This is a genomic window from Paraburkholderia sediminicola, from assembly GCF_046027355.1.
In the GTDB taxonomy this organism is placed as follows: Bacteria; Pseudomonadota; Gammaproteobacteria; order Burkholderiales; family Burkholderiaceae; genus Paraburkholderia; species Paraburkholderia sediminicola_B.
In genome coordinates this window covers 14,121-39,248 of record NZ_JAQQEK010000041.1, presented here as the reverse complement: position 1 = coordinate 39,248, position 25,128 = coordinate 14,121, and the positions used below count along the sequence as shown (strand labels likewise).

Annotated in this window: 23 protein-coding genes; 4 read left to right on the top strand and 19 right to left on the bottom strand. The window is 64.6% G+C overall.

Going from position 1 to position 25,128, the window contains the following annotated elements:
• Positions 1–230: 230 nt before the first annotated feature.
• The 10 genes from PQR42_RS39650 to mltG form a co-directional block, all read right to left on the bottom strand.
• Positions 231–1,397 (bottom strand): AAA family ATPase, encoded by a 1,167-nt coding sequence (locus tag PQR42_RS39650; protein WP_408391342.1) that lies wholly within the window; start codon positions 1,395–1,397, stop codon positions 231–233.
• A 67-nt stretch (positions 1,398–1,464) separates the two neighbouring features.
• On the bottom strand, positions 1,465–2,877 hold the full coding sequence (gene otsA, locus PQR42_RS39645; protein ID WP_408206515.1) for an alpha,alpha-trehalose-phosphate synthase (UDP-forming): 1,413 nt from the start codon (positions 2,875–2,877) through the stop codon (positions 1,465–1,467).
• 211 nt (positions 2,878–3,088) lie between these two features.
• Entirely contained in the window at positions 3,089–4,312 is a 1,224-nt protein-coding gene (locus tag PQR42_RS39640; protein WP_408391339.1) for a mechanosensitive ion channel family protein, read from the bottom strand.
• Positions 4,313–4,704: 392 nt separating this feature from the next.
• Positions 4,705–5,061: a Rap1a/Tai family immunity protein gene (locus PQR42_RS39635; RefSeq protein WP_012432952.1), complete on the bottom strand. Its 357-nt coding sequence runs from the start codon at positions 5,059–5,061 to the stop codon at positions 4,705–4,707.
• 319 nt (positions 5,062–5,380) lie between these two features.
• The gene (locus PQR42_RS39630) at positions 5,381–6,106 is read right to left on the bottom strand and encodes an ankyrin repeat domain-containing protein (RefSeq protein WP_408206510.1); all 726 of its coding nucleotides are present in this window, start codon (positions 6,104–6,106) and stop codon (positions 5,381–5,383) included.
• Between the two features lie 67 nt (positions 6,107–6,173).
• Complete coding sequence (locus PQR42_RS39625; protein ID WP_408391336.1) at positions 6,174–6,965, bottom strand: TatD family hydrolase; 792 nt, start codon at positions 6,963–6,965, stop codon at positions 6,174–6,176.
• Positions 6,966–6,999: 34 nt separating this feature from the next.
• Positions 7,000–7,533, bottom strand: a complete 534-nt coding sequence (locus PQR42_RS39620; protein WP_408495236.1) for a GNAT family N-acetyltransferase — start codon at positions 7,531–7,533, stop codon at positions 7,000–7,002.
• A gap of 127 nt (positions 7,534–7,660) precedes the next feature.
• Positions 7,661–8,695: a DNA polymerase III subunit delta' gene (locus tag PQR42_RS39615; RefSeq protein WP_408391333.1), complete on the bottom strand. Its 1,035-nt coding sequence runs from the start codon at positions 8,693–8,695 to the stop codon at positions 7,661–7,663.
• 94 nt (positions 8,696–8,789) lie between these two features.
• Positions 8,790–9,410 (bottom strand): dTMP kinase, encoded by a 621-nt coding sequence (gene tmk / locus PQR42_RS39610; RefSeq protein ID WP_408206580.1) that lies wholly within the window; start codon positions 9,408–9,410, stop codon positions 8,790–8,792.
• Positions 9,410–10,420, bottom strand: a complete 1,011-nt coding sequence (mltG, locus tag PQR42_RS39605; RefSeq protein ID WP_408495234.1) for an endolytic transglycosylase MltG — start codon at positions 10,418–10,420, stop codon at positions 9,410–9,412. The genes tmk and mltG overlap by 1 nt, the downstream gene beginning before the upstream one ends.
• A gap of 78 nt (positions 10,421–10,498) precedes the next feature.
• Here mltG and ygfZ point away from each other — a divergent pair, with 78 nt between their 5' ends.
• The gene (gene ygfZ, locus PQR42_RS39600; RefSeq protein ID WP_408391331.1) at positions 10,499–11,566 is read left to right on the top strand and encodes a CAF17-like 4Fe-4S cluster assembly/insertion protein YgfZ; all 1,068 of its coding nucleotides are present in this window, start codon (positions 10,499–10,501) and stop codon (positions 11,564–11,566) included.
• A gap of 87 nt (positions 11,567–11,653) precedes the next feature.
• Entirely contained in the window at positions 11,654–12,499 is an 846-nt protein-coding gene (locus PQR42_RS39595) for an NRDE family protein (protein ID WP_408391328.1), read from the top strand.
• Positions 12,500–12,543: 44 nt separating this feature from the next.
• Here PQR42_RS39595 and PQR42_RS39590 read toward each other — a convergent pair whose 3' ends face one another.
• From PQR42_RS39590 to PQR42_RS39565, 6 genes are all read right to left on the bottom strand, one after another.
• Positions 12,544–13,503, bottom strand: a complete 960-nt coding sequence (locus PQR42_RS39590; RefSeq protein ID WP_408391326.1) for an alpha/beta hydrolase — start codon at positions 13,501–13,503, stop codon at positions 12,544–12,546.
• 81 nt (positions 13,504–13,584) lie between these two features.
• On the bottom strand, positions 13,585–14,472 hold the full coding sequence (locus PQR42_RS39585; RefSeq protein ID WP_408391379.1) for an SDR family oxidoreductase: 888 nt from the start codon (positions 14,470–14,472) through the stop codon (positions 13,585–13,587).
• Between the two features lie 58 nt (positions 14,473–14,530).
• Positions 14,531–15,529, bottom strand: a complete 999-nt coding sequence (locus tag PQR42_RS39580; RefSeq protein ID WP_408206470.1) for an NADP-dependent oxidoreductase — start codon at positions 15,527–15,529, stop codon at positions 14,531–14,533.
• A 114-nt stretch (positions 15,530–15,643) separates the two neighbouring features.
• Entirely contained in the window at positions 15,644–16,129 is a 486-nt protein-coding gene (locus PQR42_RS39575; RefSeq protein WP_168793794.1) for a PaaI family thioesterase, read from the bottom strand.
• Positions 16,130–16,537: 408 nt separating this feature from the next.
• Positions 16,538–16,927: a hypothetical protein gene (locus PQR42_RS39570; RefSeq protein WP_408391376.1), complete on the bottom strand. Its 390-nt coding sequence runs from the start codon at positions 16,925–16,927 to the stop codon at positions 16,538–16,540.
• A 250-nt stretch (positions 16,928–17,177) separates the two neighbouring features.
• Positions 17,178–18,674, bottom strand: a complete 1,497-nt coding sequence (locus PQR42_RS39565; RefSeq protein WP_408206467.1) for an aminotransferase-like domain-containing protein — start codon at positions 18,672–18,674, stop codon at positions 17,178–17,180.
• Positions 18,675–18,852: 178 nt separating this feature from the next.
• Here PQR42_RS39565 and PQR42_RS39560 point away from each other — a divergent pair, with 178 nt between their 5' ends.
• Both PQR42_RS39560 and PQR42_RS39555 read left to right on the top strand, forming a co-directional pair.
• Positions 18,853–19,227, top strand: a complete 375-nt coding sequence (locus PQR42_RS39560; RefSeq protein WP_408391324.1) for a hypothetical protein — start codon at positions 18,853–18,855, stop codon at positions 19,225–19,227.
• Positions 19,228–19,297: 70 nt separating this feature from the next.
• Positions 19,298–19,801 (top strand): LEA/WHy family protein, encoded by a 504-nt coding sequence (locus PQR42_RS39555; protein WP_408391374.1) that lies wholly within the window; start codon positions 19,298–19,300, stop codon positions 19,799–19,801.
• A 107-nt stretch (positions 19,802–19,908) separates the two neighbouring features.
• Here the strand turns inward: PQR42_RS39555 and PQR42_RS39550 are convergent, their stop codons facing one another.
• From PQR42_RS39550 to PQR42_RS39540, 3 genes are all read right to left on the bottom strand, one after another.
• Positions 19,909–21,087, bottom strand: a complete 1,179-nt coding sequence (locus PQR42_RS39550; protein ID WP_408206463.1) for an acetyl-CoA C-acyltransferase — start codon at positions 21,085–21,087, stop codon at positions 19,909–19,911.
• Positions 21,088–21,174: 87 nt separating this feature from the next.
• Entirely contained in the window at positions 21,175–23,259 is a 2,085-nt protein-coding gene (locus tag PQR42_RS39545; protein ID WP_408391322.1) for a 3-hydroxyacyl-CoA dehydrogenase NAD-binding domain-containing protein, read from the bottom strand.
• Between the two features lie 162 nt (positions 23,260–23,421).
• Positions 23,422–25,107 (bottom strand): 3-(methylthio)propionyl-CoA ligase, encoded by a 1,686-nt coding sequence (locus PQR42_RS39540; RefSeq protein ID WP_408391320.1) that lies wholly within the window; start codon positions 25,105–25,107, stop codon positions 23,422–23,424.
• Positions 25,108–25,128 lie beyond the last annotated feature (21 nt).

Below are 25,128 nucleotides of genomic sequence, written 5' to 3'. Positions count from 1 at the left end.
ATTATGTCTCCGTGAGCTGACGGCTTGCGCCGCGAGGCGGTGCGCGTCAGCGGCGCTGAGTATGACAGCGCCGATACCTCCGATCAATGCAACGGCCGAATCCGGCCGCGTGCACCACCGGCATCGAAGCATTATTCACTACAGGACAACAAAAAGCCTCTGGTCTTGCATTTCCTAGGTGCTGTTACATTCAGCTTACATACGGCTCGATGCGTGAACGGCTTTACCTATCAGCGCGTGGGCCATTTCCAGGCCGGCAAATCGCGGTCGTCGGCGTCGGCGATGCGGGTTGCGCCGAACTGCTTTTCCAGCACGATCGACTGGCTCGCTTCCTCACGCTCGAGCGCCGCGATCAGACGCGCCGCATGCGACACCACCAGCACCTGCGAATGGGCAGCCGCCCGCGCGATCAGGCGGGCGAGCGCCGGTAGCAGGTCCGGATGCAGGCTCGTCTCGGGTTCGTTCAACACGAGGAGTTCAGGCGGACGCGGCGTCAGCAAGGCCGCGACCAGCAGCAGATAGCGCAAGGTGCCGTCCGATAGCTCCGCGCCTTTCAGCGGTCGCAGCAGGCCGTGCTGCTGCATCACCACTTCGAAGCGGCCGTCCTGTGTCGTGACGTCGAGGCTCGAGCCGGGAAAGGCGTCGTCGATGGCGGCGTCGAGCGCAGCCGGGTCGCCGATTTCGCGGATGGTTTGCAAGGCCGCGGCGAGGTCCGCGCCGTCGTTCGCGAGCACCGGCGTGTGCGTGCCGATCTGCGGCAGACGCGCGGCCGCTTCGGCGTCGGTGCGGAAATGGTCGTAGAAGCGCCACGAGCGGATCTGCTCGCGCACCGTGACCATCTCGGGCGCGGTCCGCGGGTCGGAGAACTCCGTCATCATGCTGTCGAAGCTGGCGACGGGTTGTGGAATGGTTTGCCAGTCGCCCTGCTCATCGCGCGTGCGCAGCGCCGGACCGTGGCGGTCCACCAGCAAGGCTGACGGCCGCAGCACGGGGCCGCTCCAGATGCATTCGCGCTTGATGGTGGGATCGAGCGGAAAGCGCGTGGCGCGATTGAGAAGCGGCAGACCGAGATCGATCGCGTAGCCGAACTGGTCGCCGGAAAAGCCGAGCCGCAGACTTACCGGGTCTTTGCGGCGAAGCGGTTCAACCGGAAGGTCGCCCGCCAGCATGGCCCGCGAAAAGCGCTCAGGACCGGCCCACAGCGTGGACGGCAAGCCGCCCTCGCGCGCCAGCGAGGTAATCACGCCACCGCGCGCCGTTTCGGCCAGGAGGCGCAGCGAACGGTACACGCTCGACTTGCCGCTGCCGTTAGCACCGGTAATTACATTCAGGCGGCCGAGCGGCACGATCAACTCGCGCAGCGAGCGGTAACCCGCGACAGCCAACGTGGTCAACATGCGACCGCCCAGCCTTCAGCAGCGAGGCGCGACGCGCCTCGCAAAACTACCCCGTGGAAACGCCCCATCACTTATGCCCGCCGCCCTTGCCCGGTTTCTGTTCGGGCACGCTGCGCAGATCACGCAGGAAGGTATCGCGCCACACGCCGAGATCGTTCTTGCGCAGCGCCGCCATGTTGATCTCGTGACGCCGCTGACGCGCGTCAAGCGGCATCTGCAACGCGCGCTGCAACGCTTCGCACATCCCGATCGCATCATGCGGATTGACCAGCAGCGCGCCGGTCAGCTCCGCCGCCGCGCCCGCGAAAATCGACAGCACCAGCACGCCGGGGTCGTCGGGATTCTGCGCGGCGACGTATTCCTTCGCGACCAGATTCATGCCGTCGTGCAGGGGCGTCACGAAACCGATCTGCGATTCGCGAAACAGCGACATCAGCTTCCAGCGGTCGTACTGCTGGTTCAGATAACGGATCGGTGTGTAGTCGAGGCCCGAGTAACGGCCGTTGATGCGCCCTGCTTCGTACTCCAGATCCTGACGGATCTTCTGATAGGTGGCGACGTCCGAGCGGGTCGGCGGCGCGATCTGCACCAGCGTGACGTTGCCGCGCCATTCCGGCGAGCGCTCCAGCAGATGCTCGAACGCCCGGAAGCGCTCGACCAAACCCTTCGAGTAATCGAGCCGGTCGACGCTCATGATCAGCTTGCGCCCTTCCAGGCTCTGCTTCAGGTCGAGCACGTGCTGACGGCTTTCGTAGCGCTTCGCCTGCTCGGCGATCTCGTCGGGGAACACGCCGATGCGGTAGACGCCCGTATGCAGCTTGCGGCCGAATGCTTCCACCACGCCGTCCGCGCCCACCGTGCCGCGCGCGTGGCGCGTGACGTAATCCTTGAAGGCAAGCTCGTCGGTGGCGGTCTGGAAGCCCAGCAGGTCGTAGCACGACAGCGACTTCACCAGTTCTTCATGCGGCGGAATGTTCAGCAGGATCTGCGGCGCGGGAAACGGAATGTGCAGGAAGAAGCCGATGCGATTCGTGATGCCCTCGTTACGCAGCGCCTCGGCAAACGGGATCAGATGGTAGTCGTGAATCCAGATCACGTCGTCGGGCTCGAGCAGCTTGATCAGCTTGTGCGCGAGCCACGCATTGACTCGCCGGTAGCCCGCGTACTCCTCGCGCTCGTAGCGTGCGAGGTCGTTGCGGTAGTGGAACACCGGCCACAGCGTGGCGTTCGAAAAGCCGCGATAGTACTGGTCGTAATCCTTGCGCGTGAGACCGACGGTTGCGAAAGTCACCGCGCCGTCCTGCTCCAGCGTCGGACCCGCGTTGGCGACGGTTTCGCTGACCACGTCGCCGCTCCAGCCGAACCACACGCCTCCGGCATCCTTCAGCGCGCCGAATACGCCGACCGCGAGGCCGCCGGCCGAGCCCTTGGTTTCCGTCGGCGTTGCGACGCGATTCGACACGACGATCAGTCGGCCCATGTTGCATGTCCTCCTTGGTTCGCGCGGCGCGCTGGGTGCGTTGTCAGGTGTTCGCGGTGTCTCGCCTGCAATGGGCGCAGCGAGAACCGGAAACACGATGGGGCACGCGATGCCGCGCCAGGTTGGTGAGTGCGTGGACGGTTCGACCGCTTTAGTGCCCGATCAGTTGCATTCATCGGCCCGCCACGCCAGAGTATGCCGCTTTCCGCCGTCAAACCTTTTCCTTCACCGGCCGCGGCGCATCGGTTGCCGATGGCCGTCCGGCGCGGCTTGCCACCGGATCGGCCTCGGTATGCGCGGCCGTGCTGCCGGCCGGCGTCTGCGTGCTGCGCGGCACCCAGTCGAGCGGTTCACCGTTGCCGGTTTCGAGTTCCGCCGACACTTCCGCACGGGCTCGCGGCAAGTACTGCGGGTAATGCTGCTGGATGAAATCGAGCAACCCCTCGCGCACCCGGCAGCGCAAATCCCAGTTCAGGCCGGAATCGAGCGAACTGACGAGCGCGCGCAATTGCATGGAGCGCTCGGTGCCGTCCGTGACCTGCAGCACCTGCACGCGGCGATCCCACTCGGGCGCGTCCTCGACGATGCGCGCCAGTTCCTCGCGCAACGGCGCGAGCGGCATGCGGTAATCGACGTACAGAAACACCGTGCCGATGATCTGCGAACTGCTGCGCGTCCAGTTGGAAAACGGGTTTTCGATGAACCATTGCAGCGGCACGATCAGCCGCCGCTGATCCCACAGACGCACCGACACATACGTGCCGGTGATTTCCTCGATACGCCCCCACTCGCCCTGGATGACGACGACGTCGTCGAGACGGATTGGCTGCGACAGCGCGATCTGCAAGCCGGCGATCAGATTGCCGAGCACCGGCCGCGCCGCGATACCGGCGACCAGGCCCGCCACGCCCGCCGACGCCAGCAGGCTCGCGCCGATCTGCCGGACACTGGGAAACGTCATCAACGCACCGCCCACGCCGACGATCACGATCACGAACATCACCGAGCGCGCCAGCACGCGCGCTTGCGTATGGATGCGGCGCGCCTGCAGGTTGTCGGCGGTATCGAGCGGATGGGCCTGAATGATCGCCTCGCCGATCGCCGCCGCCGAGCGCACCGACAGCCACGTGATCCCGCCGATCAGCGTGATTGCGACAGCGTCGCGCAGCGGTGTGATGAAGGTGAGCGTGTCGGGCGCTTCCGACCACACCGCCTCCAGCGCGAGGATCACGAGCACGAACAAAGACGGCTTGTCGATATAGCGCAGCACCACGCTGGTGAGCGGATAAGGCCGCGCGAGCCGCGTCACGATGCGCGCGCCGATCCGATGAATGCCCACGGCCAGCACCATCCCGATGACCGAGACAATCAACGCGCCGAGCCACGTATGCAGCGGCGCTTCGGCCATGCGGCTGAGTTCGTCGAGAGTTGGCATGAAGGGGCTTTTCCTCCTTGGCTTGAATATGGACAGAACCAGCGCGGAACGGGGCGCGGAGCCGACGAGCCTCGAACGCGGCTGCCGTGTTGCGTGATGCGGGGCGCCGGTGGCGAAGGGTCCGCCAAAGAAACGGGCGCGAGCCGCACGACTGCGCGCCGTCGCGGACTGCCTACAGACATCTTAGGTCGTTCGTCAGCGCGATCTTGGAAAGGTGCCGAGGCCAGCCGCTTCTACAAACGGACGGCCGGGGTTTAAACCGGTTTTCAGGCGGGGCTTCGAAAAAGCCCCCGGCGGGGTTCCGGCTGCTGAAAACCCGAAACATACCCGCAAGCTAAAACGCCCACCGCGCCCGATACTACCGGTGCGCGAGGCATCAGCCGTGATTCAATTCAACTACCGCTCTTGCAGGGAAACGCTTTGCCGAGCCCCAGCGAGATCGCCGTGCTGGCGTTATAGCCCGCGACGTTCGGATTCTCCGCAATATACTTGCGCACTGCGTCGGTCAGCTGCGCCGAACGCGCGTCCTGCGGCAGGCAGAAGTACTGGCCGACGCGCGGACCGGTAGTCCCGCCGATCGCGTCGATGGTGTTGAAGATCCCGTCGGCGGCGCCTTCGATATAAGCGGCACACGCGCTACGCGATGCCACGTCCGTCTTGGTGCACAGCTTGTTGAGGTCGCCTCCCGTGAACGCGGCTGCCGATAGCGGTACGGCAAGCGCGCTGGCGAAAATCAAAGCCCGCAGCATGGTGTTCCTTTCCAGGGTCGTTTATCAGGCGGTCTTTCGCCGCGTCCAAACGGCGCGCCCAGGCGGCGCGCCAAAGTCGTCATTCTGCACTGTTTTGCGAAGCGCAAGCGTGCGCGGCGCCGCTATCTTCAGGCACTTTTTACTGGCTTGCCAGACGGTGGCGGCTGCACCGGTAGTTTCGTGCTTCGGCGCTAGCACGCCTAAAGCTCAGATTGCGGCGCCCAGGCGGCCGGCGGACCGGGCTGGCCTTTGAGCGCGGTGCTCTGGCGAAGCGAGTCGGCCGCTCGTGAGCCGCCGCCGACTCCCGCCGCCACTCACATCACTTCTGTTGCATCTGCTGCAGGCGCGCGGTCAGCCCTTCGACCACGTCCGGCTCCTTGTAGGTCTTGGCGAAATCGAGCGCCGTCATGCCGATCTGGTTCTTCACCGTCAGGTCCGCGCCGTTGTCGAGCAACAGCTTCACCGTCGACACGTGACCGCCGCGCGCGGCCATCATCAGCGGCGTGGTGCCGTTCGGCGAGCCCGCGTCGACGTAGGCCGAATGGTCGAGCAGCACCTTGACGATGTCGTCATGGCCGTTCGCCGCCGCGTAGTGCAGTGGCGCCCAGCCCTTCTTGTTGACCTCGGCGTCTTTCGCGATCAGCAGGTTGACGAAGTCGAGGTCACCGTTCAGCGCGGCCATCATCATGGCGTTCTCGCCGGCCTTGTCCTGAATCTCGATGTTGGTTTTCGGATTGGCGACCAGCGCGGCGCCCACCTTGTCCGATTTCTCGCGCGCGGCCAGCACCAGCAGCGGAATGCCCTGGTTATCCACGCTGTTGGGGTCCATGCCCTTGGCGAGCAACTTGTTGACGCCGTCGACGTCGTCGAACTTGACCGATTTGATCAGCGAATCGATCGGCGCAGCCTGAGCCGGCGACACCACCAGCGAGCTCAGCGCGGCGCACGCCAGCGCCGCCGCGAATGCGACGCGCGAGGCGCCGCGCCGTGCCGAAGCCAGCGCGCCACGCGCTGCGGAAGTGTCTTGGGATGCTGCAATCGACATCGAAATTTCTCTCATATTTAACTTTAGGAAACGTCCCTATCCTTTTGATATTGATCGACTTTACGTATCACGCACCAGCGGGCGCGGGGATCTTGAAAAGGCGGAAGAAGTTCTGCGTGGTCGCGGCGGCCAGCGCCGTTTCCGGCATCTCGCGTTGCTGCGCAATGAACCGTCCGACATAACTGACGTACGCAGGTTCATTAGGCTTGCCGCGATACGGCACGGGCGCGAGGTACGGCGAGTCGGTTTCGATCAGCAAACGCTCGAGCGGCACGCGGCGCGCGACGTCCTGCACGTCGGTCGCGCTCTTGAACGTGACGATGCCTGACAGCGAGATGTAAAAATTCTGCGCCAGCGCCTGTTCGGCGACGGCCCACGGTTCCGTGAAGCAATGCATCACGCCGCCCGGCTCGCCCGCGCGCTCCTCGGCCATGATGCGCAGCGTGTCTTCCGACGACGAGCGCGTATGGATGATCAGCGGCTTCCCAGTGGCATGCGCCGCGCGGATATGGGTGCGAAAGCGCTCGCGCTGCCATTCCATGTCGGCGATCGTGCGGCCTTCCAGGCGGTAATAGTCGAGGCCGGTCTCGCCGATCGCGACCACCTTCGGATGCCCGGCCAGCTCGACCAGTTCGGCGACGCTCGGCTCACGCATGTCCTCGTGATCCGGATGCACGCCGACCGAGGCGTACACGTTCTCATACCGGCTGGCGATGTCGAGCACGGACGGCAGCGTTTCCAGATCGACGGACACGCACAGCGCATGCGTGACCGAGTGGCTGCGCATATTCTCGAGCACCTGCGGCAGGCGGTCGGCGAGTCCTTCGAAGTTGATATGGCAGTGCGAGTCGACAAACATGGTGATGTCCTGCTTAGGAAGTGCTCAAGGTGAATCAGGCGGCGTTCGCGGCGGCCGCAACAGCGTCGAGGCGTTTGCCGAGAATCACCAGATCGCGCTCCACGCCGTCCAGCACGGCCACGCGCGGCAGCGAGCCCCACGTATCGAAACCGAAGGCGCGGAACAGGCGCAGGCTCGCCTCATTGTGGCCGAAGATAAAGCCGAGCACGGAGTCGATGCCGAGTGCCGGCGCCGCCGCCAGCGAAGCCGCCAGCAATTGCTTGCCAAGGCCGCGGCCACGCGCGCTTTCGTCGAGATAGATGCTGACTTCGGCGGTGCGCTGATAGGCCGGACGGCCGTAGAAATCCGAGAAGCTCAGCCACGCGATCACACGGCAGGGCTGTTGCGCGTCTTCCACCACCCACAACGGCCGCTTTTGCGGACCGTGCGCGTGAAACCAGCCCAGCCGGCTTTCGACGCTGACCGGCTCGAGATCGGCCGTCACTTGCCGCGACGGCACAGTCGAGTTGTAGATGGCGACGATCGCGGGCAGATCGTCGAGCGTGGCATCGCGGTAGGAAAGGCTCATGGTGCGTTGAACGTGAGATGGAAGGCCAAAACGGGAATAGGACGAAAGATGGACCGGCGCCGGCAGCCTAGTGCGGTAAAGCGCTGCGAAGCGCGCCTGCCGCTGCCGGCGTGCCCCACGGACAGACTTACGCGAACAGCTCGCGGTAGCCGATAAACAGTTCCTCGAACACCAGCCGCGCATTCAGCGGATGATTCTCGACGGCGCGCTGGCGCGTCACGGTGCGCATGAAGCGCGCGAACGCGCTGGCATCGGCCTGCGACGCGCAGCGCGTCAACGCCGCCGACGCTTGCGGAAAGTAACGTGGCGCGCCCGCCGTGCGCTGCGCCAGCAGATCGTACATCCAGCGTTGCAGCCAGCCTAGCACCAGCGGCGCGGGCAGCTTCTGCAGCGCCTCGCCGCAGGCGAAGGCGTCGCAATCGGGGCCGGCGGCGAGTTGCTTGAGCGTCCAGTCGCGCAGCGCGCGGTTCTCGTCGCTGGCGAGCGCGAGTGCGGTGAGCGGCGCGCCACCGGCTTCGGCGAGCAGCGCGGGCGCTTCGGCCACGCCTTGCGCGGCGAGCCACTTCGTCGCCGCTTCGGGCGCAGGGATGGTCATCGGCCATTGGCGGCAGCGGCTGATGATAGTGGGCAGCAGGCGGTCGATCCGCGCCGACACCATCAGGAACACGACGCCCGCCGGCGGTTCTTCCAACGTCTTCAAGAGCGCGTTGGCCGCGGCGATATTCAACCCTTCCGCCGGATACAGCACGACCACGCGCGCGCCGCCGCGGTGCGAACCCACGCCGACGAAGTCGAGCAAGCCGCGAACCTGCTCGATCTTGATTTCCTTGCTGGGAGCGCGGGTCTTCTTGCCTTCGTCGGCGTCGGCCTTGTCGGCTTTCTCGTCCGCGGCGTTGTTCAGGCCCGCTTCGGCGGCCAGCGCCTCGGGCACGACGATCCGGTAGTCCGGATGATTGCCCTGCGCGAACCAGTTGCAGGCCACGCACGCGCCGCACGGCTCGCCGTTGGGCTGTTGCGCCTCGCACAGCAGGCCTTGCGCGAGATGCTGCGCGAAGCGCAGCTTGCCGATGCCGGCCTGTCCATGCAGCAACAGCGCGTGCGGCCAGTGGCCGCGCAGCTGCTGCAGGCGGTTCCAGTCATCGGCTTGCCACGGATAAATCATCGTTTCTCTTTTAAATCAAACCGTTGCAGGAGTTTTATGAGACGTAACACGAACTCTGCACAGCGTTATAAGACAAGGTTATATTCTTTTAAAATCAAAGAACTGCAATCAATTCTTCAAGCTTTCTCTGAATCTGCACAATGCTCTGCGCGGAGTCAATGATAGCGAACCGGTATGGCGCTTCCTCGGCGCGGCGCAGATATTCGGTGCGGGTTCGGTTGAAAAACGCCACGGATTCGCTCTCGAAGCGATCCGGATCGCGCGCCGCACTGCGCCGTTCGTTGGCGATCTCGGGCGCGAGGTCGAACAGCACCGTCAGGTCCGGTTGAAAACCGCCCTGCACCCAGCGCTCCAGCGTTTCGAGCTTGTCGCGCGGCAGACCGCGGCCGCCGCCCTGATACGCGAAGGTCGCGTCGGTGAAACGGTCCGACAGCACCCAGTCGCCGCGCGCGAGCGCCGGTTCGATCACTTCGGCCAGATGCTGGCGGCGCAGCGCGAACATCAGCAGCGCCTCGGTTTCGAGGTCCATTTTCTGATGCAGCACGATCTCGCGGATCTGCTCGCCGAGCGGCGTGCCGCCAGGTTCGCGCGTCATCACGACCGAGCGGCCGGTGCTTGCGACCTTCTGTTCGAGGCGCTCCCGAAACCAGCTGAGATGGGTGGTCTTGCCCGCCCCGTCGATGCCCTCAAACGTAATGAATTTGCCCCGCGCCATCATTGCCCTCGAATGTATTTGTCCACGGCCTTGTTGTGATCGCCGAGGGTGTCAGAAAAGATACTGCTGCCGTCGCCGCGCGACACGAAATACAGCGCGGTGGTTTGCGCCGGGTTCAGCGCCGCTTGCAGCGACGCCACACCGGGCAGCGAGATGGGCGTCGGCGGCAGACCCATCCGGGTGTAGGTATTGTAAGGAGTGTCGGTCTGCAGGTCTTTTTTCCTGATATGGCCGGTGTAGCCGCCGCCCATGCCGTAGATCACGGTCGGGTCGGTTTGCAGCGGCATGCCCACGCGCAGACGGTTGGCGAATACCGCCGCCACCATCGGCCGGTCGGACTTCTTGCCGGTTTCCTTTTCAATGATCGACGCCATGGTCAGCGCGTCGTACGGCGTCTTGTACGGCAGGTTCGGCGCGCGCGCGGTCCACGCTTCATCAAGCCGCAGACGCATCAGACGGTAGGCGCGGCGGTACACGTCGAGGTCGCTGGTGTTCTTGTCGAACAGATACGTATCCGGGAAAAACAGCCCTTCGCCATTGCCGATCGAAGCTTCCGGCGCATTGATCGCGTTCATCAGATCGGTGTCGCTCATGCCGATGGTGTCGTGCTTGAGCGCCGGATTGGCGTCGAGCTCGGCGCGCATGCGCTTGAAGGTCCAGCCTTCGATAATGGTCGCCACGTATTCGTTGACGTCGCCGCGGGCGATTTTCTGCAGCACCTCGTACGGCGTCACGCCCGTCTTGAATTCGTAGTTGCCCGATTTCAGCTCGCTTTGCAGCCCCAGCAGCCGCGTCATGATGACGAACAGTTCCGGCTCGACCGGCACGCCGCCACGATTGAGCTGCAGCGTGACGCTGCGCAAGCTGCTGTGCGGCTTGACGGTGACATCGAGTTGCGCGGGGGTCAGCTCGAGTGGGCTGTTGGCCCAGTGGTACCCGCCGGCAATTGCGGCTGCGGCCAGCACAATGACAAGTGAGCCGGCAATGAAACATTTCTTGAAAAGGGTCATGCGAAACGCGGCAGGGTTGGACTGCATATAATACTTGTTTGCCTTAGCTAAAGTCAGAATTGACTGTTCTCGGAATCCATGAACACACCGCTCGCTACCGCTTCAGGCACTTCCACAGGCACGGCGCCCACTGCCGCCACGCCGGCCGGCCTGCCCACGCTGCCGCGCCCTTCCGCCGATGAATTCGACGCCGTCATTCACCACGGCGCGTACATGCCGCTCACGCAGTTCGGCGTGATCGACGTCACCGGCGACGACGCCGCGAGCTTCCTGCACGGCCAGTTGACCAACGACACCCAGCACCTCGACGCCGCCAATGCGCGTCTGGCCGGCTACTGCTCGGCCAAGGGACGTCTGCTGGCATCGTTCCTGACGTGGCGCAGCGGCGACACGATCCGCCTGCTGGCGTCGAAAGACGTGCAGGCCGCCGTGCAGAAGCGGCTCTCCATGTTCGTGCTGCGCGCCAAAGCCAAGCTCGTCGACGCGAGCGGCGAACTGGCCGTGGTCGGTCTCGCCGGCGACGTGCGCAAGGCGCTCTCGGGCGTGTTCGACGCGCTGCCGGACGGCGTGCACGTGAAAGTGGACGGCGCGGCGGGCTCGCTGATTCGCGTACCCGATGCGCTCGAGCGCCTGCGTTTTCTGTGGATCGGCCCGAAAGCGCAAGTCGAGTCGCTCCTGCCCTCGCTCGACGAAAAACTCAAGCGCGTCTCGCCGGCCGTGTGGGACTGGCTCGACATTCGCGCAGGCGAGCCGCGCATCACCCAGCCGGTGGTCGAGCAGTTCGTGCCGCAAATGGTCAACTTCGACGTGCTCGGCGCGGTGAATTTCCGCAAAGGCTGCTATCCCGGTCAAGAAGTGGTGGCGCGCAGCCAGTATCGCGGCACGATCAAGCGGCGCACATCGCTCGCCAACGTGGCCGGCGAACTCGACACGGTGCACGCCGGCGCGGAACTGTTTCATTCGGACGATCCAGGCCAGCCGTGCGGCATGGTCGTGAACGCGGCGTCGGCGCCGGACGGCGGTGTCGATGTGCTGGTTGAGATCAAGCTCGCCGCGCTCGAAAACGGCTCGGTGCATCTGGGCGCGGCGGACGGCCCGGCGCTTCGCTTCCTCGCGCTGCCCTACGGGTTGCCGACCGAAGTTTAAAGTTCTCTCGCGGTACGAAGCGGCGCAACCAGCGCCGCTTTTTACTGGCCTCTTCACCTGCAGCGCCCCACCGGGAGATGCCCCCCGATGTGCCTGATCGTCTTCGACTGGCGACCCGACGCGGTCGACGGCCCGCTCTTCACGCTCGCCGCGAATCGCGACGAATTCTTTCGCCGCACGGCCGAACCGATCAGTTGGTGGCATGACGCGCCGGGCGTGCTGGCCGGCCGTGATCTGGTGGGCGGCGGCACGTGGCTCGGCATGTCGCGCGACGGCCGCTTCGCCGCGCTGACCAATTACCGCGCGCCGCACGAAATGCGCGCCGACGCGCCGACCCGCGGCACGCTCGTCAGCGACTGGCTGAGCGGCGCCGCGCGCGATGCGACGGGAAACCCGCACGCCACCCCGCTCGCGTACCTGCAACACGTCGCGCAAACCGGCGACATCTACAACGGTTTCAATCTGCTGGTGGGCGACTGGACGCGCCGCGAACTCGCCTGGTACTGCAACCGGGGCGATCTCGCGCCCGCGCTGCTCGCACCTGGCACGCACGGCATCTCGAACGCGGTGCTCGATACCGCGTGGCCGAAGCTTGTGAATAAGCGCACGGAACTGAGTGCCGTGCTCGCGCGCGACGCCATGCCGCCGCTCGAACGCCTGATCGATCTGATGCGCGATCCGCGCCTCGCGCGCGACGACGAATTGCCGTCCACCGGCATTCCGCTCGAACGCGAGCGGGCGCTGTCGGCGGCATTCATCGAAACGCCGGAGTACGGCACGCGCGGCACGACCGCGTTGCGCGTGGCCGCGCATGGCGAAGTGATCAGCGTGGCCGTCGCCGAGCGTAGCGACGACAACGGCTCGCACCGCATCGCACGGCCCGGCGACTTCGAGCGCAGCTTCGCTTTCAATATCGAACGCGAGATTGCCTGAAGGTCATTCCGTTGGCGGTTGATTGACTAGCTAAACAACCGCGTTCACTCGATGCCGAACGCCGCGCGCAATGCCGCGGCGGCATCCGCGTGCGCCTGCGCGACCTCGGGTACGAAGCCGCCCATTTTGAAGAACTCGTGGATCATGCCCGGATAGCGCTTGAGCGTGACCGTGTTGCCCGCCGCGCGTAATTTCTCCGCGTAGGCATCGCCTTCGTCGCTCAAGGGATCGTATTCGGCGGTGGCGATCCATGCCGGCGCAATGCCGCTGAAATCGGGCGCGCCGCGTTGGCCGTCGAGCGGCGCGAAACGCCAGTCTTCACGGTCGCTCGCATCGCGCACGTATTGCTCGAAGAACCATTGAATCGTGTCGCCGGACAACAGAAAGCCGTCGGCGAGGCGCGAGTGCGAATCAGTTTGCTGGTAGCTCGTCGTGCCTGGATAGATCAGCAATTGCAGTGTGAGTTTGATCCCGACGTCGCGTGCGAGCACCGCGCAGACCGTCGCCAATGTGCCGCCCGCGCTATCGCCGCCTACCGCGAGGCGGCCGGTATCCACTCCGTATTCCGCGGCATGCGTATGCAGCCAGCTCAAGGCGTCGAACGCGTCCTCGACGGCCGTGGGAAATTTGTATTCGGGCGCGAGCCGGTAATCCACCGATAACACCGTGCACTGGCCGTCGCGCGCGAACATCCGGCACAGCGCATCGTGCGTATCGACGCTGCCCACCGTGAAGCCGCCGCCGTGGTAGTACACCAGCGCCGGCGCGGGCTCGGCCCAGCTCGGCTCGACAGGCTGATAAAGGCGCGCGCGAATGGTCGCGCCGTCGCGTGTCGGGATACGCAGATCTTCCAGCGCGAACATCGGCGCGCTGGCGATCTCCAGAATCGGTGCGCTTTTTTCGTAGGAGGCGCGCGCGTCTTGCGCGGTCATTTCGTGAAGCTTCGGGCGCCTGGCCCGCGCGATCATGTCGAGCACCTGCTCGATCTTCGGATTCAGCGGCATGGTGCGTCTGATGGCGCATGAGCGCCGAAGGTTTGAAAAAACCGGCGCGATAGCGCGCCGGCGATGCGATGAAAGTCGCGCCTAACCGGCGTTCTTCACTTCCGGCTTGAGCGACATGGGATCGGTGGGATTGCGCAACTGCTCGATGTCCTCGTGACGCAGCTTCACCGTCGCCATGATGCCCGGATGCGTGACGATATAGAAACGCCGCGTGGCGATCGCTTCGAAGGTGATCTCGGCGACATCGTCGGCACTCAGCTTGCCCGATTGCACCGCACGCTGCAGTTGCTTGCCCGCGGCGACCTGCGAGCGCGTCGGTCCGCTGTCGTTGCGCAGGTCCGCGGGGCGCGCGCGTTCCGCGTCGGCGATACCGGTCGGCACGAAGGCTGGGCACAGCAGCGAACAGCCGACGAGCCCGCCCGCCGCCTCTCCGCCTTGCGCCAACTGCAGGTCGTGATACAGCGTTTCGGTGAGCGACACGACGGCATGCTTCGACGCGTTGTAGATGCCCATTGCGGGCGGCGACAGCAGCCCCGCGACCGACGCCGTGTTGACGATATGCGCCGGCTCGTTCTGCGCCAGCATGATCGGCGTGAAGACCCGCACGCCGTGCGCGACGCCCAGCACGTTCACGCCGAACACCCACGACCAGTCGTTCGCCGAGCTTTCCCACAGGAAGCCGCCCGAGCCCACGCCCGCGTTATTGAACAGCAGATGCACGCGACCGTAGGCGTCGAGTGCCGCTTGCGCAAGCGCTTCGACCTGCGCCGCGCTGGCGACGTCGGTCGGCACGCCGATCGCCTCGGCGCCGTCGGCGCGCAATGCGTCGACGGTTTGCGCGAGCGCGTCGGGGTTCACGTCGGCCAGCACGAGCTTCATGCCGAGCGACGCGCCCTTCTGCGCGAACGCGCGGCCAAAACCGCTCGCCGCACCGGTGATCACCGCCACCTTGCCTGCGAATTCGAACATCATGTGACTCCCCTGGGTTGATCGGCGTGTTGTGTGATTCGCTTGACCGCCGTTGCCATCAGATCAGTTTGACGAGTTGCTTGCCGAAGTTCTTGCCTTTGAGCAGGCCCATGAACGCCTCGGGCGCCGCATCGAGTCCTTGCGCGATGGTTTCGCGATATTCGAGCTTCTTTTGCGCGACCAGCGTGCCGAGTTGCTTGAGCGCTTCCGGCCACACGTCCATGTGCTCGCTGACGATAAAGCCTTGCACGAGCAGTCGCTGCGTGAGCATCAGCGAAGGATGCTTGAGCGGCAACGGCTGGCCGTCGTAGCCCGCGATAAACCCGCACAGCGCGATCCGGCCGAACGCATTCATGCGCGCGAGCGTCGCGTCGAGCACTTCGCCGCCGACGTTCTCGAAGTAACCGTCCACGCCGTTCGGGGTCGCGGCCTTGAGGTCCTGATAGAGATTGCCGCCCTTGTAGTCGACGCAGGCATCGAAGCCGAGCGTTTCGGTCACATAGCGGCACTTGTCCGCGCCGCCGGCGATGCCGACCGCGCGCGCGCCGGCCAGCTTCGCCAGTTGGCCGACCACGCTGCCCACCGCGCCGCTCGCCGCGCTGACCACCACCGTCTCGCCCGCTTTCGGCGCGATGATGCGGTTCAGGCCGTACCATGCCGTGACACCCGGCATGCCGACCGGGCCGAGATAGGCCGATAACGGCACATGCGTATCGTCGACTTTCTGCACGCCGGTTCCGTTCGAGGTGCCGTATTCCTGCCAGCCGAACATCGCGACGACCTTGTCGCCGACCGCGAACTTCGGATTCTTCGACTCCACCACTTCGCCCACCGTGCCGCCGATCATCACTTCGTTCAACGGCTGCGGCGCTGCGTACGACTTGCTATCGTTCATGCGGCCGCGCATGTACGGGTCGAGTGACAGGTAGTGATTGCGCACGCGAATTTCGCCATCGGCCAACGGGGCGAGCGGCGTTTCGACGAGGCGGAAATTGTCGGGTGTCACGGCGCCTTGCGGGCGCGACGCCAGCACGAGTTGACGGTTGATCTGAGGCATGACGATCGTCTCCATGAGTTGCCGATGAGTTCGGCGAATGATTCGAACGGCGTTTTGTGAAAGCAGGAACCCGCGCGCGGTTCTGGGACACGCGCGTTGTTCGCACGGTTGCGTTCAGCCGTCGCTAGGACCGGGTTTCGCCGACGGGTCGCTGCGCAAGCGTTGTTGCGTGATATCGCGTCCCACGGCGAGGCGCCGCATGTACTTGAAGGTGCCGAGCGCCTTGGCGACGAAGTGGCCTTCGCTGTCGCGGATCTCGCCTTCGCAGTAGGCCATGGTGGTCGAGCGGTGCAGCACGCGGGCGCTCGCGCGCAATTCGCCGCGGCCCGGCTGCATGAAGTTGACCTTCATCTCGACCGTGACGACGCCGACGCCGTCGCCGGCGAGGCTGCGGGCGGCCATCGCAAGCGCGATGTCGGCGAGCGTCATCGTGACGCCGCCGTGGGCGACGTCCCACGTGTTCATATGATCTTGCCGCAGCGGCAGCACGACTTCGCTGGCGCCGTCCGCGGCCGAGAGGAGCTGCGCGCCGAGCCGGTCGACGAACGGGCTCTCGGGCATGGACGCAGTGCTCGCGTTAGATGAAGGCGAATCGGTCATGGCTTGTTTGCAGATTGTGTAGTCGCTACGTTCATGAAATCGATGCGGGGCGCGTAGGGTGGCTTCGGCATTTTGTTCGAGCGCCCCTTGCGGCCAGAGCAAAGAGCAAGCCTATCAAACTTACGCGTTGGGTGGAGTGTTATCGGGCGGTTCGGGGCGGGCAAAACGGGCCTTGGCGATGCGGATGAAGGCTCGCTCGCGAGCATTGTGCTCTGCGGCGAAATCACGCCCTTGGGGTCGAGAGAAAAGGCTTTTGCGACGACTGGCAGAACTGCGGCCCGATTGGGTTGGCCAGAGCCCCCAATCGGGTACAGGCTGTGTCGGCGCCAATTAGAAGAAATCTACAAGATGTTTGCGGACAAACGAACGAGGTCGGCGCGCGGGCGCGACGCCGAACCGTTGGCCTCTTTAATGGCTGAAGTCAGCCCCTAGCCAACCCGCAGCCGTGGTTTTCGCATGGCTGACGGCGTCTTGCGCGTCGGGGAAGATGCCAAGCTGGTCCCAACGTTCTTCCGGCGCAAAAGGCCCCTTGATCCCGAGCGCTTTCTGAATGCTCAACTGCGCCGCGTACCTTCCGTCCTCGAGAGGCCGGGCTGTCGCGACCACCTTGTGCGGTAGCCCCTGCCGCACGGGCTGAATCAGTTCCAGAGGACCACCGGCGGCGCCGACATCGATCAGCTCGTTGCGCGTATTGCAGTCGGGGCAATAGAAATAAAACGTATTGTTGTCCCGATTCGGTTTGACCTGTTTGCGGGCAAGCACAGCTCGGCACTCGACATTTTCACAAATGAATGGCATATCGTCTCCGTGGTGATCTTCGAGTGGTAACGCGGGGCAGATCGGCATTGCCTTCAAGAAACGATCTGCCAGAAGCAGTCGGGGAGCAATCAGCACATGACCGGATTGCTAATGATAGGAAGATGCCATTCGGAGTGCTTTGCAGGTCTTTTGTGACTCCTTGCAACGAACCGCTGCGCTGGCAGACGATCCGCCGACGATCAAAGTAATGTGTCTCTTCAAGCACTTATACATCGGCGCCGCACCCGCATCAACCTGAATACGCCGTCATCCGCGCGGCCAGCCGCCCTAACCTGCGCACGGCTTCGTCGGCCAGATCGAGATCCGTGCTCGGCGAACTGAGCCGGATGAAATGATCGAAGCGCCCGGCATTTGAAAACACCGTCCCCGGCATCACGCGAATGCCGTCGTCCAGCGCGGCCTCGAAGAACGCCGTCGACGACAATTCCCCCGGCAGTTCGATCCAGAAAAACATCCCGCCGCCCGGCGGCGTGAAGCGCGTGCCGTCGGGAAACGAGGTAGCGATCGCCGCCGCCATCCGTTCGCGCTGCAGCCGCAGCCGGTCGCGCAGACGCCGCAAATGCCGCTCATACGCGTTCGTTTCCAGAAATTCGGCGAGCACGACTTGCGACAGTTGCTCGTTGTGCCGCGATTGCGCGAACTTCAGCATGCCGATGCGCGGATGCCAGCGGCCGCCGTTGATCCAGCCGACCCGCATGCCGGGCGCCAGCACCTTGTTGAACGACGTGCAGTGAATCACGGTGCCGTCGGTGTCCCAGGCCTTTAGCGATTTGGGCGGCTGGGCGGCATCGGCCAGTTCGCGGTAGGGATCGTCCTCGATCAGCGGAATGCCGGCTCGCGCGCACAGCTCGACGAGCCGCGCCTTGTGCGTGTCGGGCATCACGCTGCCCAGCGGGTTCTGCAAGTTCGGCACCACGACCACGGCCTTGATGTCGGGATGCGTTTGCAGCGCGAAGGCCAGCGCTTCGATCGCGAGGCCGGTGGTCGGACTGGCCGGAATTTCGAGCGCGCGCAAGCCGAGGCTTTCGAGCGCCTGCAGCAAGCCGAAAAAGCACGGCGACTCGACCGCGACGGTATCGCCCGGCTGCGTCACCGCCCGCAACGCGAGGTTCACGGCCTCGATGCCGCCGTGAGTCATGATGATGTCATCGGCGCCGATCTGGATGCCGGCGTCGAGCGCGCGGCGCGCGATGATCGCGCGCAAGGCTGGATCGCCTTGATCGTGTCCGGCGGCGGTCAGCAAGGTGGGCCGCTTGCGCAACGCGCGCAGCGCGGCTTTTTGTAGCGCGTCCGTCGGATACAGGTCGGGCGACGCGGTCGCGCCACCGAGATTCAGCGCGTCCGGATAGCGCTGGAATGTCGACACGATCGCGGAAATCACCGAGTGAATGCCGACGAACTGCGCGGCGCCCGGCAGCACCGCCAGGTCGGGCTCGGACGCGGCCGGCAGCGCAGCCGTGGGCGGCACACGCACGAAGTAACCGGCGCGCGGCCGGGCATCGATCAGCGCGTCACGTTCCAGCACGCGGTAGCTCTCGGTCGCCGTCGCGAGACTCACGCCGTGCCGCTGCATGAATGCGCGCATCGACGGCATGCGGTCGCCCGGACGGAGCACGCCGCTGCCGATCGCCCGGCGGTATTGATCAGCCAATTGCCGGTAGAGAGGCTGGCTGTCCGGCAGCCGGTCCGCGGGCGCTGCCTGCCGGGTCAGGATGGATTGGGTCATGAGCCGATGGTGCGCACAGTTCGCGCGTCGCAACAGATACACATCCGTTCGATTCCGACCGATACAGCACACCGAAACGCGCTGCTGTACCGGTTCACATTGTCTGTGGCTGCGGCTGTTTTGATGCGAACGGACTCAATAAGCTGTGTGGCATGGAAACGCTTTAAAGGAAACGGCCATGTCAGTCTGTCAATCCCGCTTTGGTCCGGCATGCAGCGCTGCTTCTCGCCTCGTGGCCGGCCAGTTGGCCGTGCATGACTTGCGCGCCCGGACCTCGATCGTCGCGGTGGAAGGCGACTTGCAACTCGAGTTCCGCGACCACTCGCTTGCATGGCTGGGCGACGCCGTGCCGCTCACGTCAATCACTTTGCACGAAGGCGACTGCTTCGTGACGCCGCAACGCGGCGTCGTGTCGATCAGCGCCGCGCATGCGAATGCTGCTGCGTTTGTCGTGCAGCCTTGGGGCGCGCGGAAGGACGGTCGCAGTCTGATCCTTCAAACGGCGCACCATCTGGCCAGCTTCGTCAAAACACGGCTGCGGCGCGCGGCCTGAAACGCTGCTCCGCGTGCAATATGGCCCGGTACAATGCATGACCAAAGCCGCTTCTTTCGAGGTGCAGGTCATGTCCTTCTTTCGCGCGCTGCTGTCCGGCCGTTCCGTTCGTCTGACCACGATCCTCGCCCTCGTCACGCTGACGCTCAACGGTTGCGCCGGCCTCTTCGGCGGCGACCCGGTGCGTGTCAACGTGGCAGGCATCGAACCGATCGACAGTCAGGGCCTCGAGATGCGCTTCAACGTGAAACTGCGCGTGCAGAATCCCAACGATTCCGCGGTTAACTTCAACGGCGTGTCGCTCGATCTCGAACTGAATGGCAAGCCGTTCGCGAGCGGTGTGAGCGACCAGGCGGGCACCGTGCCGCGCTACGGCGAAACGGTTGTCAACGTGCCGTTGACCGTGCCGGCTTTCGCCGCGGTTCGGCAGGCGTTCGCCTTCGCGGGGGCCACGGAATCGGGACAAATTCCGTACATTCTGCGCGGCAAGCTCGCGGGCGGACTGACGGGCACGACACGCTTCATCGACCAGGGCACTTTGAGCCTGCCGTCGTCCAGCATGGCTTTGCCTTGAGACGGCTCATGACGGTGGACACCACGCGCGAATAAAAACGGGTGCCGCGAGTTCGCCGCTCTCGCGCCGAACCACACGGCACCCGCCGTTCACTACCTCGAGCCGGATCACACCACTTCGAACAAACCCGCCGCGCCCTGCCCGCCGCCGATACACATGGTCACGACGACCAGCTTCGCGCCGCGTCGCTTGCCTTCGATCAGCGCATGGCCGGTCAGCCGCGCGCCCGACACGCCATACGGATGGCCGACCGCGATCGCGCCGCCGTTCACGTTCAGACGGTCCTGCGGAATGCCGAGCTTGTCGGCGCAATACAGCACCTGCACCGCGAACGCTTCGTTCAGTTCCCACAGGTCGATGTCCTCGACCTTCAGACCCGCCTGTTTGAGCAGCTTCGGCACCGCGAACACCGGACCGATGCCCATCTCATCCGGCTCGCAGCCCGCCACCGCGAAGCCGCGGAAAATGCCGAGCGGCTGCAGGCCTTCGCGCTCCGCCACCTTCGCGTTCATCACCACGCAAGCCGACGCGCCATCCGAGAACTGGCTCGCATTGCCCGCGGTGATGACCCCGCCCGGCATCGCGGTGCGAATCTTCGATACGCCTTCGAGCGTCGTGTCGGCGCGAATGCCTTCGTCGCTGCTGACGGTGACTTCCTTGGTGAAGAGACGTCCGCTCGCTTTGTCGGCGACACCGGCTAGCACCGTCAACGGCACGATCTCGTCCTTGAACTTGCCGGCTTCGAGCGCGGCCGCGGCGCGTTGCTGCGAACGCACGCCGTATTCGTCCTGGCGTTCCTTCGAGATCGAATAGCGTTTCGCGACGTTCTCCGCGGTCTGCAGCATCGACCAGTAGATTTCCGGCTTGTTCTGGCTGAGCCAGCCTTCGGTCAGCATGTGGTGGTTCATCTCGTTCTGCACGCACGAGATCGATTCCACGCCACCCGCCACATACACGTCGCCTTCACCGGCGATCACGCGTTGCGCGGCCAGCGCAATAGTTTGCAATCCCGATGAACAGAAACGGTTCACCGTCATGCCCGGCACGCTGACCGGCAAACCCGCGCGCAGCGCGATCTGCCGAGCGATGTTCATGCCCGTCGCGCCTTCCGGATTGGCGCAACCCATGATCACGTCTTCGACGCGCGCCGGATCGAGCTTCGCGCGCTCGACCGCGGCCTGCGTCACGTGGCCGCCGAGCGTCGCGCCGTGCGTCATGTTGAAACCGCCGCGCCAAGATTTGGCGAGACCCGTACGGGCGGTCGATACGATTACGGCGTCAGTCATGCATGTCTCCTACTTCCAGATGTCGATGGTGGCGCGCCGGCGAATCGTCGCGCAGCGCCACCTCAGTCAATTCGCTCGCGCTGTGGCTCAGCCGTTGAACCCACGGCCCTTCGCAGCCAGCTCCGCGATGCTCGGCGCCAGTTCCCAAGCGTCGCCGTTCGGCCGCGCCGTGTAGCGGCGAATCGCGCGCTCGACGTTGTAGAGGCCGACCGTGTCCGCGTACAGCATCGGACCGCCGCGATAGAGCGGGAACCCGTAGCCGGTCAGATAGACCATGTCGATATCCGACGCCTTCGACGCAATGCCTTCCTCGAGAATCTTCGCGCCTTCGTTCACGAGCGCGAACACGAGGCGCTCGACGATTTCCTCGTCGCTGATCTTGCGACGCTCGGCGCTGGTTTCCTTCGAGAACGCGACAATCATGTCGTCGACCACTTTCGACGGGTACGCGGTGCGGTCGCCCGCCTTGTAGTCGTACCAGCCGCCACCGGTCTTCTGACCGAAGCGCCCCGTCTCGCACAGACGATCGGCGATCTTCGAGTAATGCATGTCGGGATGTTCCTGATAGCGACGCTTGCGGATCGCCCAGCCGATGTCGTTGCCGGCCAGATCGCTCATGCGGAACGGCCCCATCGCGAAGCCGAACTTCTCGATCGCTTTGTCGACCTGCGCGGGCAGCGCGCCTTCTTCGAGCATGAAGAGCGCCTGGCGGATGTACTGCTCGATCATCCGGTTGCCGATGAAACCGTCGCACACGCCCGAAACCACCGCGGTCTTCTTGATCTTCTTCGCCAGCTTCATCACGGTGGCGAGCACGTCTTTGGCTGTCTCCTTGCCGCGCACCACTTCGAGCAGCTTCATCACGTTGGCCGGACTGAAGAAGTGCATGCCGACCACGTCCTGTGGACGCTTCGTGAAAGCGGCGATCTTGTCGACGTCGAGTGTCGACGTATTCGAGGCGAGGATCGCGCCTTTCTTTGCCACTTCATCCAGACGCTTGAACACCTGCTCTTTCACGCCGAGTTCTTCGAACACCGCTTCGACGATCAGGTCGGCGGTTTTCAGGTCGTCGTACGAAAGCGTGGGCGTGATCAGCGCCATGCGCTGTTCGAGCGCTTCGGGCTTGAGCTTGCCCTTCTTGACCGTGGCTTCGTAGTTCTTGCGGATCGTGGCGAGGCCGCGGTCGAGCGCTTCCTGCTTCGTTTCCAGCAGCGTGACTGGAATGCCCGCATTGATGAAGTTCATCGCGATGCCGCCGCCCATCGTGCCCGCGCCGATCACGGCCACCTGGTTGACGTCGCGCACCGGCGTGTCCGACGGCACGTCGGGAATCTTGCTCGCCGCGCGTTCACCGAAGAACGCGTGACGCAGCGCATGGCTTTCCGGCGTCTGCACGAGCGCCATGAAGCATTCGCGTTCGAACGCGAGGCCCTTGTCGAAACCCTTCTGCACGCCCGCTTCCACGGCATCGATACATTTCTGCGGCGCGGGGAAATTCTTCGCGACAGCCGCGACGGTATTGCGCGCGAACTGAATGAAACCGGCAGCGTTCGGATGCTCGATCTTGCGGTCACGCACCTTCGGATGCGGGCCTTCTTTCGCACCGACCTTGCGAGCGAACGCGAGCGCCGCTTCAGCCAGATCGCCTTGCGCGAGTTCATCGAACAGACCGGAGTCAGTGAGCTTCTCCGACATGACGGGCGCGCCGGAGACGATCATATTGAGCGCGGCTTCGAGACCGATGGCGCGCGGCAGACGCTGCGTGCCGCCCGCGCCCGGCAGAATGCCGAGCTTCACTTCCGGCAGCGCGATCTGCGCGCCGGGTGCGGCGATGCGGTAATGCGCGCCGAGCGCCAGTTCCAGGCCGCCGCCCATCGCGACGCTGTGAATCGCCGCGACCACCGGCTTCGCGCTGCCTTCCACGGTCTTGATGACCGTGGCGAGCGTCGGCTCCTGGGTGGCTTTCGGTGTATTGAATTCGGTGATGTCGGCGCCGCCCGAGAAGGCCTTGCCCGCGCCCGTCAGCACGATGGCCTTGATGGCCGGATCGTTCTGCGCGCGCTCGATTCCGTCGACGATGCCCGCTCGCGTCGACAGGCCGAGGCCGTTCACGGGAGGATTGTTCAGCGTGATGACGGCCACGCCGTCATGAGTTGTGTAGTCCACTGCCATCTGCCTGCCTCCATGCGATCCATGCAATAAGGCGACGCTTGGGCGCGCCGCCCTTCCGGTTCATCGAGTCGGATCATTGTCCGACCCATTGTCTGACTTTCCGGGGTCAGCAGGCAGAATACACAAAAAAGCACGCTCGTTCAATTCTCGTTTATTTTATTTCTAGGCGGGGTTTCCCCTGGCAAGCGGCGTCAGCGGACAATCCTTTTCGTCTTCGAGCGCCGATGGCAGGACATGGTCGCGGAAAATGTCGCGCAGCTTGAGTTTCTGCAGCTTGCCCGTCGCCGTATGCGGCAGTTCGTCGACGAAGGCGACGTCGTCGGGAATCCACCATTTGGCGACCTTGCCGTCGTAGAAGGCGAGCAACTCCTCGCGCGTGACCTCGAAGCCGGGCCGCTTGACGACCACCAGCAGCGGCCGTTCGGTCCATTTCGGATGCGCGCAGGCAATGCACGCCGCTTCGGCCACGGCCGGATGCGCGATCGCCACGTTCTCGACATCGATCGAACTGATCCATTCGCCGCCGGACTTGATCACGTCTTTCGAGCGGTCCGTGATGTGCAGAAAACTGTCGCGGTCGATGGTGGCGACGTCGCCGGTGGGAAACCAGCCGTCCACGAGCGGCGAGTCGTCCTTGCGGAAATACCGGTCGATCACCCACGGTCCGCGCACGTGCAGATCGCCGAATGCCACCCCGTCCCACGGCAGCTCGCGGCCGTCCTCGCCGACGATTTTCATATCGACGCCATAGAGCACGTGCCCCTGCTTCTCGAGCAATTCGCGCTGCTCTTCCAGCGGACGCTGGCTTTGTTCCCACGTCAATTTCGACAGCGTGCCGAGCGGCGACATTTCGGTCATGCCCCACGCATGGATCACCTGCACGCCGTAGTCGTCCTCGAACGTGCGCAGCATGGCCGGCGGACAGGCCGAGCCGCCGATCACCGTGCGATTGAGCGACGAAAATCGCACCTTCGCTTCGCGCAGATAGTTGAGCAGCCCGAGCCACACCGTCGGCACGCCGGCCGAATACGTGACGCGCTCGCTTTCCATCAGTTCATACAGCGACTTGCCGTCGAGGTCCTTGCCGGGGAACACGAGCTTCGCGCCCGTCAGCGGCGCGGCGTGCGGAATGCCCCATGCGTTCACATGAAACATCGGCACGACGGGCAGTACGGAGTCGCGCGCGGAGAGGCTCATGGCGTCGGGCAGCGACGCGCCGAACGCATGCAGCACCGTCGAGCGATGCGAATACAGCGCGCCCTTCGGATTGCCCGTAGTGCCGGATGTGTAGCACAGGTACGAGGCTTGCCGCTCGTCGAGCGGCGGCCACTCGAAGTTGCCGTCCTGCGCGGTGACGAGCGTTTCGTAGCTGAGCGCAGGCGTCTGCATGACGGGCCGATGCGCTTCGTCGGCGAGCGCGATCCAGCCGCGCACTTTCGGGCATTGCGGCGCGAGCACATCGACGAGCGGCGCGAACGTGGTGTCGAACAGCACGTAGGCGTCGTCGGCGTGATTGATGATGTAGGCGATCTGATCGGGAAAGAGACGCGGATTGATCGTGTGGCAGACGGCGCCGAAGCCGGTCGTGCCGTAATACGCTTCCAGATGGCGGTAGCCGTTCCACGCGAGCGTCGCGACCCGTTCGCCGGGTTCGACACCGAGTGCGATCAAAGCCTGCGCGAGCTGCTTTGCACGCTTCTCGCAATCACGATAGGTATAGCGATGCAGGTCGCCTTCGATACGCCGCGACACGATTTCGGTGCTGCCGAAATGCCGCGCGGCGTGTGCAAGCAACGAAGGCACAGTGAGCGGCACGTCCATCATCTGGCCAAGCAGCGGCGTCGTCATAAAGGGTGGTCTCCTCGGCTT